Source organism: Metabacillus sediminilitoris (assembly GCF_009720625.1).
GTDB classification, from domain to species: domain Bacteria; phylum Bacillota; class Bacilli; order Bacillales; family Bacillaceae; genus Metabacillus; species Metabacillus sediminilitoris.
Window position 1 is genome coordinate 3,099,707 of the sequence record NZ_CP046266.1, and the last position, 20,438, is coordinate 3,120,144.

Here is a 20,438-nt window from a genome sequence, read left to right on the forward strand (position 1 = left end):
CAATCCTCCTCTTTCCTAGCTATAAATCTTTGTATCTATTCAATCTCCATAATGAGTTTCCAAAATAGGAGGCTGTGAAGAAATCACTAGTCATTCCCAACTGTCTAAAATGGCGATATCGGAATTCCGATATCGCCATTTTCGTTTCCTAAATTACTTGCCAATCCAATTAGCTTCGCGTTTTTCAATGAATGCACTTAGTCCTTCTTGTGCATCTTGTGAACGGAATAATAGGTTTTGCAGCTCACCTTCGTAGCGGATTGCTACATTTAGCGGCATTTCTTTACCATTCATAATGGATAGTTTAATGTTTGATGCTGCATATGTTGCACTGTTCGCAATCTTTTCTGCGTATTCTAATGTTTTCGCTCTTGTTTCTTCTTGTGGGAAGATACGGTCAACTAAGCGAATATTTAATGCTTCCTGTGGTGTTAATGTTTCACCAGTTAAGTTTAGGTCTAATGCTTTTGAATGACCAACTTGACGAGCTAAACGTTGTGTACCACCAGTACCAGCTAATACTCCAAGTGTAATTTCAGGAAGACCGATTTTACCTGCTTGATCTCCCATGAAACGTAAGTCACAAGCTAATGCCATTTCTAAACCGCCGCCAACTGTATGTCCTTCTAAGCAAGCGATCCAGATTTGCGGTGAACGAGCAATTTTATCTAACGTTTCATTACAGAATAAGCAGAATTGCGTTTTAAAACGTGGCTCTGATGCTTTTAAGAAGTTGATGTTTGCACCTGCTGAGAAAAATTTAGGCATATCACTCATTAACACGGCTACTTTAATATCATTATCAAAACGGATATTATCGATCGCTGCATTTAATTCTTTGTAATAATCAAGATCATAAGCATTTGTTTTGTTAACGTGGATATGTACCTCAGCAATACCATTAGCTTTTTTAACTGTAAGCGTTTTAGTTTCAGATAAAGTTGTAGTCATTGGTAAAAACCTCCTGGATTTTTTATTATGATTTTGTTTCTTTCGTAACTAATTCATAATATATATAATTTTCAAACAATGTACAAAGTGATCATTCCCAAGTTTTAAGCCGAATTTACCTCACATGCTCACTATTTCTTTCAATTACTCTCTTTTTCACAATATTTTGACGAACGTGAAAAAAACATAATTTTAATTTTTTATTTTAAATTTAGTGTATTTACTTTCTTGTACAGGATAAAACAAATATATTAACTATTAATCTTATAAAAACACCTTGACAGACTTATTAGAATATTCTATATTACTTATAATTAACGATAGTAAAATAAACATAATAAATATTCATTTAAACCAATTAGGAGGTTTGTTATGACAAATCAAGATGTTCATGAAATTACGATTATTGGAGGAGGGCCAACTGGCTTATTTGCTGCCTTTTACGCAGGTATGCGTAACTCTTCTGTTAAAATTATTGAAAGCCTGCCACAATTAGGTGGGCAACTATCTGCCTTGTATCCGGAAAAATACATTTATGATGTAGCTGGATTCCCTAAAGTTAAGGCACAGGAATTAGTCGATCGATTAACTGAGCAAGCATTACACTTTAATCCGACCATTTGCATTGAACAAATGGTTGAAAATTTAGAGTTACTAGATGATGGACTTATCCGACTTACAACAAATAAAGAAGTTCATCTTACCAAAACTGTCATTCTCACAGCTGGTAATGGGGCATTTCAGCCTCGTAAAATTGAATTAGAAGAAGCTGAACAATACGAAATTAGTAATCTTCATTACTTTATCGACAATCTTGAGAAATTTAGAGATAAAAAAGTTCTTGTTTGTGGAGGCGGTGATTCAGCCGTTGATTGGTCATTAATGTTAGAACCGATTGCAAGTCAAGTGACACTCGTTCATCGCCGGGATAAATTTCGGGCACATGAAGCAAGTGTATCAAATTTAATGGATAGCAATGTAGAAATTAAAACTCCATTCATACCAATTCATTTAACAGGTGACAGTAAGCGTATACATTCAGTAAAGATAGAGCATGCAAAAGACGGTACAGTACAGGAAGTCGAAGTAGATGATGTGATTGTAAATTTTGGATTCCTTTCATCATTAGGACCTATGAAAAATTGGGGACTAAACATCGAAAAAAATTCGATTGTTGTAAACTCAAAAATGGAAACAAATATTCCAGGAGTCTACGCTGCAGGAGATATTTGTACGTACGAAGGAAAGGTAAAATTAATTGCAACCGGCTTTGGAGAAGCACCTACTGCAATAAATAATGCCAAAGCTTTTATTGATCCAAAAGCTAAAGTTCAACCGCTTCATAGTACGAGTGTATTTGCTTAAGTGAGCTTCTATCTCTGTAGCATTCACGTGGCAAAAATGCTCGTCTGGTAGATTTTTACGTGAAGATATCCCCTCCTCATTCTCGAAGTGGGGAAACTGAACATTCCTATTTGAAAGTCAGATAATTACGGAGGCGATAATATGGCTAAATATACATTGGTAGATAAGGATACATGTATAGCATGCGGTGCTTGTGGTGCTACAGCTCCTGATCTTTTTGATTATGATGACGAAGGGATTGCACATGCAATCCTTGATGACAACCAAGGTATTACTGAAATAGATGGTGATCTAGTAGATGATTTAATTGATGCAGAAGAAGGCTGTCCAACTGAATCGATAAAAGTAGCAGATCAACCATTCCATTCACATGTTAATGCATAATACTCGGGCCTCCATCATTGGGGGTTTTTTTAATGGAGATAACCCTTATACTTTCCAGGGGCTGCTTTCACATACTTTTTGCTAATTACCAAGTAGTGCGGTGTGGTTGATTGCAGCGAGAGTTGCTTGCTTTCCGCGGGTGCATGTGGTGAGCGCCTCCTAGGTGAAACACTTGCGCGGCCTCAGCTCTCCCGCTGCTCCCGCAGGAGTCTCGCAATCTGCTCCAATCAATTTAAAATAGTTTCGTTATAAATCGACAATCTCTAAGAAGAGCCTAAAAAATCACTTCAAAAAAGGAAGGAGGGTCTCGAGAACCTCCTTCCTTTTTTGAACGCTAAGAACTTAAAGCTAAGAATTTATTTTTTACGTCATTATCAAACTGTTCTGATTCACCCTCAAATACGACTGTGCCCTTATTTAATATATAGACATAATCCGCTAAACTTGAGGCCATAGCAAGATTTTGTTCAACTAGCAACATAGATAAACCATCTTCTTTTAACCGCTTGATTATTTTCATTACTTCACGAACCATTAATGGTGATAAACCTTCTGACGGTTCATCTAGTAGCAATAGGTCTGGATTTGTCAAAAGTGCTCTGCCAATTGAAAGCATTTGCTGCTCTCCACCACTGAGGTTGCCGCCCATTGATGTTTCACGTTCTTTTAATCTAGGAAACATGTCATAAATTTTATCTAAATTCCAGCCATCTTTTACTGGTCTAGCTGTTGTGAGTAAATTTTCTTTTACTGTTAAATTACCGAAAATTCTTCTCCCTTGGGGTACTAATCCGATTCCAGCTCTGGAAACTTGATAGCTTGATTTTTTCTGAATTTCATTTCCGTTCATGATGATTGTTCCTTCTTTAGGAGGAACCATTCCCATGATAGAATGTAAGGTTGTTGTTTTTCCCATTCCATTACGACCGAGGAGGACAGATACAGATCCTTTTTTTACTGATAATGAAACACCATGTAGTATATGACTTTCTCCATAATATGTATGGAGATTTTGAATATCTAACATTTAGATTTCATCTCCACTTCCGATATAGATTTTGTTCACTCGCTCATCATTTCTTACTTGATCAGGCTCACCTTCTACTAAAACTCCACCATCATATAAAACAACCATCCGGTCAGCTAATCCGAAAACAACGTCTAGATCATGTTCAATGATCATCAAAGTTAAATCTTTAGGAAGATTGTGAAGCAAATTAACAATATAATTTGTTTCAGATTGAGACATGCCAGCTGTTGGTTCATCTAGCAAAAGAATGGATGGTTCTGTTGCTACACCTAGTAAAATCTCAATTTGTCGTTGTTCGCCATAAGACAGATTTTTCACAATGGAATCTCGCTGATGTGACAAGCCCCATGTTTCAAGTAATTCGTCGGCCTTTTCATATAATTTGGGGTATTGCTTTTCACCTCTTAATTTAAACCATACTTGACCAGATCCTTGCTTTCTTTGTAAAACTAAAAGCAAATTATCTAAAACAGATAACTCATTTAATAAATTATTTTTTTGGAATGTACGAACAATCCCATTGCGAACTCGTTTAAAATTAGGCTGTTTCGTAATGTTTGTATCATAATGATAGATTTCACCATGGGTTGGTTCTAAATCACCAACTAAAAGATTGAAAAATGTTGTTTTACCTGCACCATTAGGACCGATAATCCCAATTCTTTCTCCTTTTTCAACTTCTAATGAAATATCTTTTAAGATTTGTAAGCCCCCAAAACTTTTACCTATTCCATTGATTTTTAAGATTTTACCACTTCCCAAGCAACTCACCTCAATTTCATTTTCAAATAAAACGGGACTTTTCACTATGAAAACAACACAGTCTTTGCTTTTGTCGTACTTTATTAAATTCAAAATTCAATAAAATCCTGAATCTTAAGGGTGGTGTATGACTGAATATGAAACATTAAGCCGCATGTGATTTTTTTCCATATGTCTGTTGTTTTTTTGTTTTGATTTTTTGTATAACACTTTCTCCAATTCCGACAATACCTTTTGGGAAGAAGATAACAAAGATAATAAATACAGCACCAACAATCATCATCCATGAATTTGTATATGAACTTATGACGGTTTCAAGGATCACATATAGAGCTGCTCCAAAGACTGGTCCAAGTATTTTCCCTGCTCCCCCAATTAACACCATAATTAATACTCCTCCAGACATTGTCCAATACACATCACTAGGTGCAATAAATCCATTAAAATAAGTGTATAATGACCCTGCCAATCCACCAACACCACCAGCAAGTACAAAAGCTGTGTACTTATAGAGGCTTGTGTTATACCCCATCGATTTTACTCTTGTTTCGTTTTCACGGATGCCGATTAATACTTGGCCATATGGCGACTTAACAACAATTCTTAAAACAGCATAAGCAATGATAAAAATGAAGGCAACTAAATAGAAGATGAATACGGCATTTGCAAATTCAAATCCTCCTATTGTTGCTCGAGGTATACCAGATAATCCGTTTGATCCTCCAGTTAGATTCGTTGATTGATGAATAAAAGAATAAATCATCTGTGAAAATGCTAATGTTAGCATTAAAAAGTAAAAACCATTTACTTTCATACAGAAAATTCCGACAATAGCAGCAACAATAACTGAAAAGAGAATAGCCATCCCTAAAGTGACGATAATATTACTCGATACATTTTGCGCAGCAAGTCCAGCGGTATAAGCACCCACTCCAAAAAATGCTGCATGACCTAAAGATACAAGGCCAGTAAATCCTACTAAAACATTTAAACTAAGTGCAAACACTGCAAAAATTAGAATTTCAGTTAATAAATTTAAATGAAAAAGTGAAAGCACAAAAGGTGCTAAACATAAAGCAATAATCACAAGTAAAAATTTAACGAATGTGCTTTTCATGTTATGCCACCTTCTTTCCTAGTAATCCGTTTGGTTTAACAATAAGAATAATTGCCATTAATCCAAATACTAGAAACATACTAAGCTCAGGGACCAAAAACCGGCTAAACGTTTCTACGATTCCAACGAGTAAACCAGCGACAAGTGTTCCAGAAATCGATCCGAGTCCTCCAATAACTAAAACAACTAATGCTAGAATTAAAGTTTGAAACTCCATACTTGGATAAAGCCCGAGGATTGGCCCTGCTACAACACCACCAAAACCTGCAAGAAGACCTCCAATAACAAAAACAATTGTAAAAACTAGTTTTATATTAATTCCTAGTGCACTAACCATTTGCTTATCGCTTAATCCTGCACGAATGATAGCGCCCCATTTTGTTTTTTCTTGGATATACCATAGCAATACTGCAATCACAATTCCAACAATAATGACAGCGATGCGATAAACGGGAAATGTTTGTCCAAAGATTGCAATTGAACCAGAAAAAATAGATGGTACTGGAATTGAAAGAACATTTGATCCCCAAATAATCGAGGCTAGATCATGAAAAACATAAGCTAATCCAAATGTTAATAAAACTTGGGATAAATGCCCTAATTGATACGTTGGGCGGAGCAAAATAAGCTCCACCACCAACGCAAGTAATGCTACACTAATCGGGGCAATTAGCAAGGCTAACCAGAAACTCTGAGTGTATGTTGCAGTTAACGAATAGGCGATATACGCACCGAACATATACAAAGATCCATGTGCTAAATTCAATACTCCCAAAATTCCAAAGACAAGCGACAATCCACACGTGATAATAAACAATAGCAGACCATATGATACGCCATTAACTAATTGCGCTCCGATTATATCCACATTCATACACCTCTCTACCTATGATTATTTACCTGGATCCTTAACTTTTTCGACAGAATCAATCACTTTGTTTTCTGTTTTTCCATCTACAAGAACTGTCTCTGTAATGTACATATTTTGAATCACATGATGTGTTTCTTTATCAAATTCTATTTGTCCACGCGGACTAGTGAATGTTACATTCGACATTGCTTCTACAACTTTGTTTGGGTCAGATACATCTCCACCTAAACTCTTAATAGCTTCAACAATGACACGTGCTGCATCATAACCCTCTAATGACTCAATAGTTGGACGTCTGTTATAAGCATCTTCGTACGCTTTAACGAACGCTTGATTCTCCTCAGTTTCTAGACTATAGTCCCAGAAAGTAGACACAAAGGCACCTTCTGCAGCATTACCAATTTGTTCACGTAAATCTTCTGCTACTAACCACCCAGATCCAACAAGAGGGAACTTTTCTTTTAACCCAAATTGTTCGTATTGTTGTACAAAACGAACTGCATCACTACCCGCGAAAAACGCATAAACACCATCTGCTTCCACTCCACCGATTGTTGTTAAGTATGATGAATAATCATTGTTTCCTAGCGGTGGGTATACTTCACCAACGATTTCTCCACCTGCTGCAGTATAAGCTGCTTTAAATGCAGCAGAAACCTCTTTTCCGAATGCATAGTCAGCAGCAGCAATGTACATTTTTTCCCCGATATTGTCATAAGCCCATTGCCCCATTGAATGGCCGATTTGCCAAGAAGAGAATGATGATCTCCAAATATAGTCACTTCGCTGAGCTCTAGTTAAATCGTTACCACCTGCATGTGAAGCAAGATACGGCAACTTCTTTGAATCTACTTCATCACGGATCGCATATGCAACAGCCGTACTTACTGCACCATTTAATATGTCAATATTATCTTGATCCATAAGTTTTCTTAGTTTTCTTAGTGCAACTTGAGGATCGGCTTCAGTATCCTCCTCAATTAATTCAATCTTTTTCCCTTCAACTTCCCAATTTACACTTTCAAAATACAGCTTCATTCCATCTGACAAATCTTTACCTAGAGAGGCATATACACCAGAAAACGGTAAAATATTACCTATTTTAATAGATTCTGAGCTTTCCGTTTGTTTATCTGTTTGATTTTTTGAATCACTTGAACTAGAACTTGATTGTATTGCACTGTTTCCGCAAGCTGATAGTACTGTTAAAACGAAGATGATACACATTATTAAAAACCCTTTTTTCCTCATAATCATTCACCTCTTCGATTTTTAAGTAACCGCTTTCAAAAAACGTCAAACTTCCCCTTTTTCTGCCCTTTTTATTATCTCCCCTTCAATTGTCCCCCTTTTCTATATATTCTAAATATTAGATTAAATGGATAAACTATTTTTTGCAACATCTTTTTTATTCTTTCGTTAAAAATTTATAAAACAATTTTTGTTTTGAGATAGAAAATTTCTACGATATAATCATATTAACATCATATTTTCACATGATTGATTATCTTTTTTATTCCGTATTTTTATCCTTCGTATACTTTTCGTTATAATATTATTCTGCTCGATATTATCTAAAATGAGGTGACATCTTTTGAGAGAATTTAAAAATTCTAAGGTTGAAATTATTCCGATCATCGTTCCAGATCACACTAGCTTAAAAAGTATAAATTACTATCTTGTTAAATATGATCATGAGTTAATTTTGGTTGATGCGGGACTAAACAATAATGATTCCCTTCATGCTCTGGAACATACTTTGCAATGTAATGACTTATCAATTCATGATTTAACTGCCATCATATTAACACATCATCATATTGATCATGTCGGACTTGTCAATCACATAGCCTCCTTGACTCCGATTCCAGTCTATGTACATTCGGAATCTATCCCTCGTCTAAAGAGAGATGATTCATTTCTTCAAATGCGGATTGAGTTCTTTTCCACTTTATATGAACAAATGGGTTGTGGCCATACAGGTAGAAAACAAGTCAATTATTTACAACAAGCCGTAAAAAAGAACAAAGAACTAGCCATTCATGCAAACTTACAAGTTATTGATGAAAAGAATAAATTATTCGGATTCGAAATTTTCGAAGTACCAGGACATGCACCTGATCAAATTGCTCTTTTCGATAGAACTAGTAACTGGTTAATATCCGGTGATTTATTAATAAATCACATTTCTAGTAATGCTCTTGTTGAACCAGATCAGAGTGGTAAACAAATGCATACATTGATCGATCATATGAATTCGCTGCATAATTGTCTATCTTTACCGATTAAGCTTGTTTTCCCTGGACATGGTGTACTAATTGAAAAACCTATGGAATTAATTCAAAAAAGATTACAAGGCATTGAAGAGAAAGCGGAAAGGATATTGCTACTTATTCAAGAGGGGATTTCAACTGGAAGTGAACTTGCACAAACTTACTACAAAAATAAATATGATACACAATTTTCACTTGTCATGTCAGAGATAATTGGTCATTTAGATTATTTAGAGGCTAAAGGACGTATACACAAAGATATGAAAAAAGGAATATGGCATTATACTGCATAAATAAGAAGGAAAAACAAATGAGGTTACCTTTCTTTTGTCGGGCTCTCAAATCACTTATTCAACTGATACATTTTGATCTATTAATAAAGTAGACTATTTTTGAGTTTTAAAACAACCTTACTATCTTATAATCTGTATTGGACCGTGAGTCTTCCATCTCGGCACAATCAATTATTACATCTGCTCCCAAAGTTATATACAGTCCAAGCTTAAACATACTGCTAAAAAAAGAAAGCACTGTTTATACAGTGCTTTCTTTTTTCTACTTAAATAATGTTTAACTCTTTTCCAGCCTTTCGAAAGATATCTAACGCTTCTTGAAGAACCTCTTTTGTATGCTCTGCTGTAACGATTGTTCTTATACGTGCCTGGCCTTTGGAACTGTAGGGAATCCAATCCCTTGAGCGAAAACTCCATAATCTAGTAATTTGCCGGAAAATTGGTGGGAGAGTACTTCATCACCCACCTTTATCGGGATGATCGGTGTTTCACTTCTGCCTGTGTCAAAGCCTAATTTTAGAAGACCTTCTTTAAAGAACTTTGTATGATTCCATAACCGTTCAAATTAACAAAGGTTCGTCTAGAAGTACATTAATTGCCTCAATACAAACAGCTGTTACGGCTGGCGGATGTGAAGTGCTAAATAAAAACGGACGACCTTTATGAATTAAATAGTCAATCACTATTTTTGAACTTGCTACATAACCTCCTAATACACCTATCGCTTTACTTAATGTTCCGACTTGAATATGAACTCGACCATCCAAACGAAAGTGATTAACTGTACCGCGTCCATTTTCACCTAATACTCCTGAGGCGTGTGCGTCATCGAGCATGACAAGTGCATTATATTTTTCCGCTAACTCAACAATCTTTGGCAATGTGCAATATTACCGTCCATTGAAAACACACCATCTGTCACGTTTAGTCGTATCCGATAATCACTTGATTCCCGTAGTGCTTTTTCCAAATCATTCATGTCAACATGGTTATATACCTTTCTTGCAGCCTTCGTTAAACGAATACCGTCAATAATTGATGCATGATTTAATGCATCTGAAATGACAACATCTTCATTTGTTAAGATAGATGATAACCCCCCTTGATTTGTCGTAAAACCAGATTGAAATACGATTGCAGCTTCTGTATGCTTAAAACTTGCAAGCTTCTCTTCCAGATTTTGATGCATTGTAAACGTTCCAGCAATAGTGCGTACTGAACCAGTACCAGTACCGTATTTTTCTATCGCATGTAGTGCCGCTTTTTTTAGACGAGGATGTGAGGTTAACCCTAAATAATTATTTGAAGAAAGCTGAATAACTTCCTTTCCATTAATAGTTACCTTTGCACCTTGCTGAGAATCTATCGGTGTTAGTGTTCGATATGTCCCAAGTTTTTTCATGGCATCAAGTTCACTTTGTAAATAGTCAAACCCCTTCATTAGCGATACCTCCTTTTAAACACTTTTCTTCTTTATGGGATTAAAATAACTTTTCCACAATTACCTTCTATCATCAGCTTGAATCCCTTTTCAAATTCTTCAAGGCTAAATTGATGTGTGATCAGTTCTTTTACTTTCACATTTCCAGAATAAATCAGGGCAGATGTCTGATACCAAGTTTCATACATCTTTCTGCCAGTAATTCCTTTTACCGTAATTCCTTTTAAGACAATATCATTTGCTACATCAATTTCAACAGGTAGATTTGGTAAACCCAATATGGATACAAGTCCTCCATTTTTCACCATTTTAAAACCTTGTATAATGGCTGTTGAATGTCCAGACATCTCACATACAACATCTGCACCATTTCCATTACTTATTTGATGTACAACAAATAGTGGGTCGTTATTTTTTGAATGAACAATTTTTGTTGCACCCATTTTCTTAGCCAATTCAAGACGATATTCATGTATATCGAAGGCAATTACTTGAGCAGCCCCTGCAGCTTTAGCAATACCAACAGCCATCAAGCCAATCGGACCACATCCAATAATAGCGACGATTTTCCCAACTACATTACCAGTTAATACAGTGTGTACCGCATTACCAAATGGTTCTTGTATAGAGGCAATATCATATGGCAATTCTTTAGGGTTTTTCCAAATATTCCTTGTTGGAAGTGCAATATATTCCGAAAAGCATCCTTGGGTATCAACACCGATTATTTTTGTATCTTGACATATATGTGAATGACCAGTAAGACACTGCGGACATCTCCCACATACTAGATGTGTTTCCGCAGAGACAGAATCACCTATTTCTACATTACTCACTTTCTCGCCTTTTTCAACGACAATTCCTGAAAACTCATGTCCCAAAACATATGGTGGTTTCACTCTGCTTTGAGACCATTCATCCCACTTATAAATATGAACATCTGTACCACAAATAGATGTTGCCTTTATTTTAATTAATACTTCATCTTCTTTTATTTGCGGAATATCAACCGATTGTATTTCTGCACCAAAACCGCGGTGATGCTTCACGACTGCTTTCATTTTTCCACGCATGATGAACACCTCACTATTTAAAAAACCCTTACAGTACTATAGTTTATGAAAACACACGATGAAAACGAACCACACTGTACATTTGAAATGCACATATGTATGCATTCAAAATAATTTTTATTTTTGTTCACTTATAAAAGAAGAATCGAGTGGGAGGGAGTGGCTAACCCCCGACCTCTCGATTCATACGGAGCTTATCGTTCAGCCATTAAGGAAACATTCCAAGAGCCCAGTGCGGAAACAATGTAGGCCTCTTTTCGCAGTTCTTTACGCCACTTTCCAGCACGTGCGCGATGACCTCTGAACCTCATGAATTTGTACATTGCCCATTTGACTAATCTTCGATTTAAACATTCAATGGAGTATTTCACAGCTGAAGGATTTGGAGCTACTATTACTTCTTCCTTCAAAGGTTCAGGTCTTGCACCCTAAAGATTGCACCCATGCTGGCACACAAGAATAAAGGGACTGACTAAGTCAGTCCCTTTATTCTATACCTCTTAATAATCGCAAACCATTTAAAATGACAAGAATTGTACTTCCCTCATGTCCAATAACACCTAATGGCAGATCTAATACTTGGAAAAAATTCGAACAAATAAGGAGCGCAATAACTGACATTGAAAAAATAATGTTTTGCTTCACAATTCGATTCATCTTTTTAGAGAGCTTTACAGCTTTGGTTAGCTTTGATAGTTCATTTTTCATTAAAATAATATCAGCTGTTTCTAGTGCCACATCTGTACCCTCACCCATCGCAATCCCTACATCTGATGTTGCAAGTGCTGGTGCATCATTAATTCCATCTCCGATCATTGTGACAGTTCCATATTTTTCTTTTAATCCTTTGATCTCATTTACCTTATCTTCCGGCAAACACTCACCAAGAAACAAATCGACCTGTAATTCTTTAGCGATCGCTTCTGCAGTTGATTTACTGTCACCTGTAAGCATAACTGTTTTAATACCATTTTCCTTCAATGTTTTTATTGCTGCTTTTGCTTCTTTTCGCACGACATCTTTTAATGCTAAAAGACCGACAATCTGGTCTTCACGAACAACATACACAATCGTTTTTCCTTCACCAGCCAGCTTTTCACTTACCCCGTTTTCAAAGTTTAATGCTTCTTGACGCCCTACAAAGTCCGCCTTACCAATTTTCCATTCACAATGATCTAACATAGCACGAACACCAAATCCTGATTTTTCATCAACTGACGTCATATTTGCTAATTTCTTTGGAAATTCTTCTTGTATTTTTGCCACAATTGCTTTTGCCAATGGGTGGTTTGATTGATTTTCAATTGATAAAACTGCTTCATAAAATGTTGCTGTATCAATTGAATTCGAAATGATGATATCTGTTACAGCTGGTTCGCCTCTCGTTAACGTTCCAGTTTTATCAAAAACAACGACATTTGTTTTACTTAATTGTTCTAAATGGATCCCGCCTTTAAATAAAAGGCCATTTCTTGCACCATTTGAAATGGCTGCTAATGTTGCTGGCATAATGGACGCTACTAGGGCACATGGTGAAGCGACTACCATTAAAACAAGTGCGCGATAAATTGTTTCATTCCAGCTCCAGCCAAGCATAAAATGCGGGAGAACCATCATAACAGCAACGAGGGCTAGTACAGCTTTTACATACGTGCCTTCAAACTTTTCGATGAACTGTTGTGACGGTGATTTTTCTGATTGTGCAGATTGAACAAGATCAAGTATTTTATGAAACATTGTTTCAGTACTTTTTTTCGTCACTGATACAATAATTGATCCATTTCCGTTTACTGTTCCAGCAAATACTTCATCATTTTTTTCTCTTTCAACAGGCATAGACTCGCCCGTAATTGCTGACTGATCGATATTCGTTTTTCCAGTTAAAATGATACCGTCTGTAGGAATACGTTCACCTGGTTTTACTAAGATCGTATCACCGACAGTTAGGAATGTTACATGAACTCGTTTCTCGGTTCCATTTTTTATTAACAATGCCTCTTCAGGCTGCAGGCTCATTAATGCAGAAATTTCACGGTGACTTTTATTCATTGTATATGTCTCAAGAGCACCACTTAGAGCAAAAATGAAAATCAAGATTGCTCCTTCTGTCCAATAGCCAATAATCGCAGACCCAACAGCAGCAAATATCATGAGCAACTCAACATTTAAGTTTTTTTCTGCTATTGTTTCTTCAATTCCTTCTTTTGCTTTGGCATATCCGCCAATCACGAAAGCTAAAAGAAATAATGGAATCGCAACAGACTCATTCCCCTTACTATCAAGTAACCAACCGAATCCAATAAGGATACCTGAAATAATTGCATTAATAAGTTCGATATGTTCCATCCATTTCATATAATATTTGTTTTTATCTGAATGAATAGGATTTGAAATTTGACCAACAGTATTTAGTTCCATTTCCCCCACTCCTTTTCTAATTGAGAATAATATTCATGATCATTGTTTTGATTTTTCATTAATAACCTCTTACATTTCCTAATATATAATACATTATAGCAAAATTAAGTATATTTTCAAGAAATAATTATTATAATTATTAATTTAGAATTATTATCGATAACGATAACCCTTCTCATTTATATTCTCAATAACATGAAAAGAAGCTTATTATTTATTACCCTATCGTATGAAAAATTAGCTTGGTAGGGATCAATTTTTTTCCATAATACGCTATCGCTATTTTTAATTCTTTATAAACGTTTTTAAATCAATAAAAAAACCCGAAGCAACTAATCATGCTTCGGATTAAATTTCTTTCTTTATTCTAATTTGGAGATCACATTTTTCAACATTTCTGAGGTAACTGGGCCTAAGATTTTTTTTCTCACGATCCCTTTCCCGTCAATGATATACGTTGTTGGAATCCCAAGAACTTGATATTGCTTGGAAACTTCGCCTTTTACATCAAGAGCAATGTGAAATGGCAGATGAAGTCCCTTTACAAATTGACTGACAGCTTGAATATTATTTTCAGCTGATGTTACATTTACACCTAACAGCTCAACGTTAGCTGATTTTGTTTCTCCTGAAAATTTTATTAATTCATCCATTTCTTCCTGACAATATGCACACCATGTCGTCCAAAAATTTATGACGACGACTTTCCCATTAAAATCAGATAGCTTAATTACTTTTTCATCAACTGTTTTTAACGTAAAATCAGCAGCTTTTTCACCTTCTATCATATCTCCACTAGCCTCTGTCTGATTTATGCCGCTAAAAAAATAGACGCATATAAAACTTAACAACATAAGCATAAAATATCGTTTTTTCATTTTCCATTCTCCTTTGGAACATTCTACGTTTTATTAGTTTTCTCCCCTTTATAAAAACCATACAATTAAAATAGACGGAAAGCATATCCTGCCCTCCGCCTCAATTTATGAAATCATTAATAGGTAAACTTTTCTCTCATAAAATACACACTAACTCCCAACTTTTTGCAAATTGTAACATAATGCATAAGCATCAAAAGGACAGCCCCCGTATTCATTCCTAAAATAACTCCTACCATTTGAAGTGATTCCATTGACCCTAATATATACATCATCGCAAATGATATCACATGTGACCAAATGGTATGAAATAGAGCTTCCTTAACAAGCCCTAATCCAATCAAATATGCCTGCATCGGGATGATGAAAAAGTGAAAAAGAAAATAGGGCCACAGTAATTTTAAGTAGAAAGCTGCTGTTGATGAGTGGAAAAACAAATGTGTCAGAGGATCAGCATAAATGTAAATAATGATAACCGCTATAGAACCGTATATTATGGTAATCAGCATTGACTGTTTGAGTAGACGTATTAACGCATATTGATCTCGATTCGCATAACCTTCAGATACATTTGGGATAAGCATTGTCATTAAGGAATGACCTATAAATGCAGGGAAAAATCCGATTGACATAGCAACACCTGCAAGCATTCCATAATGTTCATTTGCCATCATGCTCGAAAAACCAGCACTTATTAATGCACCTTTCACTAAAAAGGGCTGGATTGCATGTGTTAATGAGTGAAATAGCCTTAACCCAGTAGTTGGAAGTGATACCGCAAATAATGCTTTTCTTACCTTTTTACCATTAATAAATTGCTTTGGTTCTTTTCGCAGCATTTGATATTGAATAAAATAGGCTGCAACGAGATAGGTGCATACAAGAAGTTCACTTGCTATTAATGAGGCAATAGCAATTAATAAGGCCATTTGTAAATCAAATTGGAAGGTCTGATACACCCATAACAAGATAAAAAGTTGAACAACTTTTTTTAGAAAATTAGAAATAGCGATTTTGCCCATGTGTTGTACTCCCATAAAATATCCACGAGCAATCGATGAAAATGACACTACGGGAATAAGAAGGACAACTAACCACTTAACATACGGGTGATATCCGTTAAAAACAGGTATATAAGGTAATAGTATTGATGCGGCGGCTGCAAAAACAATTGTAAATAAAGCAGTTAAAATGATCGTACTTTTCAGCATATAATAATGTGTTTCGCGCTGTTTTTCAGCTATAAATTTTGAAATTGAAATTGGAAGCTCTAAACTGGCGATTATGACGACAAAAAAGATCATGGGAAGAATGGTCATATATAAGCCCATTCCTGCTTCACCAAGCTCCCTAGCCAAAATCATATTAACGAAAAATTCGAGACACTCCCCAAAAAATGCAGCAATTACAAGCAATAATGTTCCTTTTACAAAAGAATTCATGATGTCGTCCCCTCATCTTAAACTAGTCCTACATCAAACATATGAGACAAGACATCAAAATATTAACATTATGGGTACAGCGTTTTGGTCGGTTAATAGAGGAAATCGAGCATAACTAAACTGTGTATTCAATTTCAACTTCACATTGACATAACATTTCCAGATAACTAGAAAGCAGTGACAGGAATAAAGTAAATGAGCGTAGGTAAATCTTAAAAATCAAATCAGTCAATAACCCCTGTCTCTGTAATGATCGCTTTCGATTTTATATCAATTTCTAAATCAGCTATCTTGTCTCTCCATTCATCGATTTTGAAATTGCGAGATCTGGACTCTATCTCATTTCCAATTCCTAGCGGGTCAATTTTGTGCTCTTTAAACTGCTCAAAAAGTGCCAGCGTCTCTTTATTAATCTCTTCTTCAAATGTCTTTTCAGCTTCATTAATGGTCTTTTGTGTTATTTTATTCCCAGTATATTCAGTAATAAAGCCTTCAATCCTAATAGAAATTTCAATTTTACAAGGATTTGTTGAAATAAGTTTAAATTTTCTCGATGAAGATATACTTTTGATACCTGCTTGTTCTTTAGATTCTGGAAGGACTAATCGATGTGATCCATTCGTATACTGGTCTGATAATACTTTAAAGAAAAACAACTTTTCGTTTGGAATGTCATCGACAAACTTTTCATTATGAAAAAGTGCTAAACCATCAATTTTAATATTATTATCAGTTCGTTTTAAAATAGGTAAATAAGGATCCTGCCCTTTCGAATAATATTGGTGTAAAAATAAATGTAAATTTGATCTTGGGACATCTAATTCAGTCTTATTATGTAAAATTAAATTTGTTAAAAATTCCGAAGCACCTAATGGTGAAAAGTCAGCTCCTAAAATATCTTTTGCCTCCCCTCTTGCTACAACAAGTAAAAGCCGTTCACTAATTGATGGTTCACGTTGCAGTGTGTCTACTTGTTCATTGATACCTGATTTCACTAAAGAATCACCAAATAAGACGATTTGCAGCTTTCCAAGAACAAGTGGGTGTGAAGACTGCTTTTGCATATCTTCGATAAGCTCTCTGCTAAGTTCAGATTGGTGAACCATTTGCTTATCCTCTACTGGTTGATCCTGTAAATACACATTATAATTAACTGTACCTAATATTTTATTATCATCAGCACTATCAAAAGCTAGAGCTGTTACAAGATTTATATCATCCAATACTTCCTTCTCTACACAACCAGTTAAGAGAAAGGGAATAAACAAAAAGACACATATTGTTTTCTTCATACTTTTCTCACCTTTATTTTTCTAATAACTAGGGTAATTAAGAAAAGAATCGGGATATAGACAAACATTAAATAAAAACCAACCTGTCCAGTTATGTCATTAATTAAGCTTATCTGTTCCCGCGATTCAAGCATGTTAACGATAAAATAGATAACCACAAGCAGGAAGTAGAGCGAGTATTTCTGATTAAATCGAAATATATCTTTTAGGCATCTGCTTGCACACCATAAAGTTAAACAAATATTAGGCAATATAATAATGATCCAATTGGCAATTCCAATATATTCAAATCGTTCAACAAAGGGCAATTCGATAATTTTCCAAATCGTTAACGTCGCCCAAACAGTTCTTCCAAGCTGTTCTGCACTAAAATAAACAATTGTAATGATACTAATATATGTATATACCAATGTTGTAAATGCAACAGCTATATGTGCCCACTTTTTTGATTTTTCAACATTTTTTATAAATGGATAATAGATAAGCAACGCTTCAAAGCCCAAGATTGTAAGAGACATATCTTTTGATGATAAAACAATATCTTTTATCGAATGATCAAAAATAGGAAATAGATTTCTTATATTCGCAAATTGAAGTGGAAACAGAAAGGATAATAGTAAATAAATCGGCAGCACTACACCGAAAAAGCTAATACCTGTTACAATTCTAAAACCCCCGCTAACAATATAGAGGACTAATAAAAAAATAATAAAAGAAAATATCCATACATTAATATCTGGAAACATCCAAACTGCAACGATTTCTATAAATGATCGAACGACAGTTGTAGCTAAAAGACTAAAGTACAAAATCAATAATATGCTTAAGAACCCGCCAATCCATTTTCCGAAAATCTCTTTATGTACTGTAACAATATTACCTTTAGATCCTTCTAAAATCCGGTAAATCATCCATAATGAAATATGGACAAATATACCCGATATAATGACAGAAATCCAAAAATCATGTCCCGCTTTTTCTGCTACAATTCGTTGAAACCCTAACACACCAATTCCAAATTGGAGTCCATGGATTAAATAAAAGACTAAAAAATGCGATACTTGAAACCTCTCCGCTATTTTGATCATTATTCCATTCACCTCACTTATTCATCAATGTCTTTATGCTTTTTCGCATTATTAGCTGAAAAACGTCTTGGTCTCTTTGTTCTTAATTGTTGCGGCCGCTTAGACATGAATGAAAATGGGAGCCTTATAAATGCATCCTTCATATCAATCGTTCTAGGTGGATAAATTGGTTCCAAAAAGGGTCTTCCTAATGAAGTCAATCTTAATAGATGTGTCATCAAAAAGCAGAAACATATAACAATTCCAAGGACACCAAACCATAAAGCTAACAGTAAAAATGGAAAGCGAAGCATACGAATAGTATTACCAATCGCATAAATGGGTGTTGTAAAAGATGCTAATGCGGCTAGAGCGACAAAGATTAATAGGATATTACTTGTGATACCAGCTTCCACAGATGCCGTTCCAAGTACGATCCCTCCAACAATACCGATTGTCTGACCTACCTTCGTAGGCAATCTTGCCCCTGCTTCTCTCAGTAATTCAATAACCAATTCCAAAAATATTGCTTCTAGTATTGGCGGTAAGGGAACACCTCTACGAGAAGCTATAAGTGTTCCCAATAGGTCACTAGGAATTAACTCATAGTGATAAGTCAAAACGGCAACATAAATTGGTGTAATCAAAATCGAAAATGATACAGCAAACAAACGGATCAATCGAAAAAAAGATGCGACAATCCAATTATAAAAATAGTCGTCAAATGCTGAGAAAAACTCGATTAATGTAGTAGGTCCAATAAGCACATGCGGGGAACCATCAACCATTATCCCCACTTTTCCTTCAGCTAATATTGAAGAAACACGATCAGGACGTTCTGTGTCAAGAAACTGTGGAAATGGTGAAGTTGTTTTATCAGAAATCATTTGTGAAATAAACGAGCTGTCACTAATTTGATCAAAATGAATATCTTTAATGCGTTGGATGACTGTTTGAACATTCTGCTCATCAGATACGCCCTCTACAGATAAAATAGCAACTTTTGTTTTTGATAGATCACCCACATTCATTTCAAATATGCGCAGCTTCTCATTATTTACTCTTTTACGGATCAAATTTATGTTTGACTCAATTGATTCAACAAAAGCTTCCTTAGGACCAACAACACTAAATTCTACTTCTGGCAGTGATACTTCACGAGCCTTATTAATTGTAGCCTTAACGACCAAACAAGGAAGTCCATATTCAGATAAATTAATGATAATAAAACCATCAAGCAGCTTTTCCATTACTACGTCTGTATCAATCGTAATGACAATATTTTCAATAGGAATGACTTTTTTTAATTCTTCTAATGAAGACCATTTTTCATTTTTTAAGATAGGCATAATATGCTGTTGAAGTGTATTAATGTCTACTAATGTTCTTATATAAGAGATCCAACATTTGAGATTATTTGTATCTTCCTCATATTGAATAAAGTCTGATGATGTTCTAAATTTCGCATAAACTTGCATTAATGAAGGCTTTTCCTGTCCACTTTCATATGTCATTTTATTCAATTGCACACACCACACAATGTTTAAAATTCATCCTTTCCATAGCATGCCAAATATGTATGGAATTATGCACCATTTAGAAAAGCGAAAGCGCCTTGTTCAGCCCCGACAAGCATAAGACGATTAGGAATAGAAGGTGTTTAATTGACTTATACCTCGAGGTTTAAGACGCTGGAGTACGTTCATATGTTCAAACCTGTAACTAGACTATTCAAATAACTCAAAACACGTAATAAGCCTGTCAAAAATAAAAAAAGTCTA

16 protein-coding genes and 1 pseudogene are annotated in these 20,438 nt (G+C 35.2%); 3 read left to right on the forward strand and 14 right to left on the reverse strand.

All coding sequences use genetic code 11. The features are described 5' to 3' along the window. Positions 1–153 precede the first annotated feature (153 nt). Positions 154–951, reverse strand: coding sequence for an enoyl-CoA hydratase/isomerase family protein (locus GMB29_RS14670; protein ID WP_155443903.1), 798 nt, complete (start codon positions 949–951; stop codon positions 154–156). A 372-nt stretch (positions 952–1,323) separates the two neighbouring features. Between GMB29_RS14670 and GMB29_RS14675 the strand changes: the two genes are divergently transcribed. Beyond that, entirely contained in the window at positions 1,324–2,316 is a 993-nt protein-coding gene (locus tag GMB29_RS14675) for an NAD(P)/FAD-dependent oxidoreductase (RefSeq protein WP_136354792.1), read from the forward strand. A 141-nt stretch (positions 2,317–2,457) separates the two neighbouring features. Next, on the forward strand, positions 2,458–2,700 hold the full coding sequence (locus tag GMB29_RS14680) for a ferredoxin (protein ID WP_136354794.1): 243 nt from the start codon (positions 2,458–2,460) through the stop codon (positions 2,698–2,700). Positions 2,701–3,034: 334 nt separating this feature from the next. Here GMB29_RS14680 and GMB29_RS14685 read toward each other — a convergent pair whose 3' ends face one another. From GMB29_RS14685 to GMB29_RS14705, 5 genes are all read right to left on the reverse strand, one after another. After that, positions 3,035–3,727, reverse strand: a complete 693-nt coding sequence (locus GMB29_RS14685) for an ABC transporter ATP-binding protein (RefSeq protein ID WP_136354796.1) — start codon at positions 3,725–3,727, stop codon at positions 3,035–3,037. After that, complete coding sequence (locus tag GMB29_RS14690; RefSeq protein WP_136354798.1) at positions 3,728–4,492, reverse strand: ABC transporter ATP-binding protein; 765 nt, start codon at positions 4,490–4,492, stop codon at positions 3,728–3,730. A 145-nt stretch (positions 4,493–4,637) separates the two neighbouring features. Beyond that, complete coding sequence (locus GMB29_RS14695) at positions 4,638–5,609, reverse strand: branched-chain amino acid ABC transporter permease (RefSeq protein WP_136354800.1); 972 nt, start codon at positions 5,607–5,609, stop codon at positions 4,638–4,640. 1 nt (position 5,610) lies between these two features. Beyond that, positions 5,611–6,477: a branched-chain amino acid ABC transporter permease gene (locus GMB29_RS14700; RefSeq protein ID WP_136354877.1), complete on the reverse strand. Its 867-nt coding sequence runs from the start codon at positions 6,475–6,477 to the stop codon at positions 5,611–5,613. Between the two features lie 24 nt (positions 6,478–6,501). Next, positions 6,502–7,731 (reverse strand): ABC transporter substrate-binding protein, encoded by a 1,230-nt coding sequence (locus GMB29_RS14705; RefSeq protein WP_136354802.1) that lies wholly within the window; start codon positions 7,729–7,731, stop codon positions 6,502–6,504. A gap of 343 nt (positions 7,732–8,074) precedes the next feature. On the opposite strand from GMB29_RS14705, the gene GMB29_RS14710 reads away from it, so the two are divergent. Next, on the forward strand, positions 8,075–9,046 hold the full coding sequence (locus GMB29_RS14710; RefSeq protein WP_136354804.1) for an MBL fold metallo-hydrolase: 972 nt from the start codon (positions 8,075–8,077) through the stop codon (positions 9,044–9,046). A gap of 266 nt (positions 9,047–9,312) precedes the next feature. On the opposite strand, the pseudogene GMB29_RS14715 reads toward GMB29_RS14710, so the two are convergent. The 8 genes and pseudogenes from GMB29_RS14715 to GMB29_RS14750 all read right to left on the reverse strand — a co-directional run bounded on the left by GMB29_RS14715 (position 9,313) and on the right by GMB29_RS14750 (position 20,171). Continuing rightward, positions 9,313–10,487 (reverse strand): annotated as a pseudogene (locus GMB29_RS14715) (glycine C-acetyltransferase). A gap of 32 nt (positions 10,488–10,519) precedes the next feature. After that, positions 10,520–11,560 (reverse strand): L-threonine 3-dehydrogenase, encoded by a 1,041-nt coding sequence (tdh, locus tag GMB29_RS14720; RefSeq protein WP_136354806.1) that lies wholly within the window; start codon positions 11,558–11,560, stop codon positions 10,520–10,522. 486 nt (positions 11,561–12,046) lie between these two features. Continuing rightward, positions 12,047–13,915 (reverse strand): heavy metal translocating P-type ATPase, encoded by a 1,869-nt coding sequence (locus tag GMB29_RS14725; protein WP_319941514.1) that lies wholly within the window; start codon positions 13,913–13,915, stop codon positions 12,047–12,049. A gap of 425 nt (positions 13,916–14,340) precedes the next feature. Continuing rightward, positions 14,341–14,856: a TlpA disulfide reductase family protein gene (locus tag GMB29_RS14730; RefSeq protein ID WP_136354812.1), complete on the reverse strand. Its 516-nt coding sequence runs from the start codon at positions 14,854–14,856 to the stop codon at positions 14,341–14,343. Positions 14,857–14,972: 116 nt separating this feature from the next. Then, positions 14,973–16,298, reverse strand: a complete 1,326-nt coding sequence (locus tag GMB29_RS14735; RefSeq protein ID WP_136354814.1) for a polysaccharide biosynthesis protein — start codon at positions 16,296–16,298, stop codon at positions 14,973–14,975. A gap of 224 nt (positions 16,299–16,522) precedes the next feature. Continuing rightward, a complete protein-coding gene (locus GMB29_RS14740; protein ID WP_136354816.1) occupies positions 16,523–17,590 on the reverse strand; it encodes a Ger(x)C family spore germination protein in 1,068 nt (355 codons plus the stop codon). After that, the gene (locus GMB29_RS14745) at positions 17,587–18,678 is read right to left on the reverse strand and encodes a GerAB/ArcD/ProY family transporter (RefSeq protein ID WP_136354818.1); all 1,092 of its coding nucleotides are present in this window, start codon (positions 18,676–18,678) and stop codon (positions 17,587–17,589) included. The genes GMB29_RS14740 and GMB29_RS14745 overlap by 4 nt, the downstream gene beginning before the upstream one ends. Positions 18,679–18,695: 17 nt before the next feature. After that, positions 18,696–20,171 (reverse strand): spore germination protein, encoded by a 1,476-nt coding sequence (locus GMB29_RS14750; RefSeq protein WP_196305272.1) that lies wholly within the window; start codon positions 20,169–20,171, stop codon positions 18,696–18,698. Between the last annotated feature and the right edge of the window lie 267 nt (positions 20,172–20,438).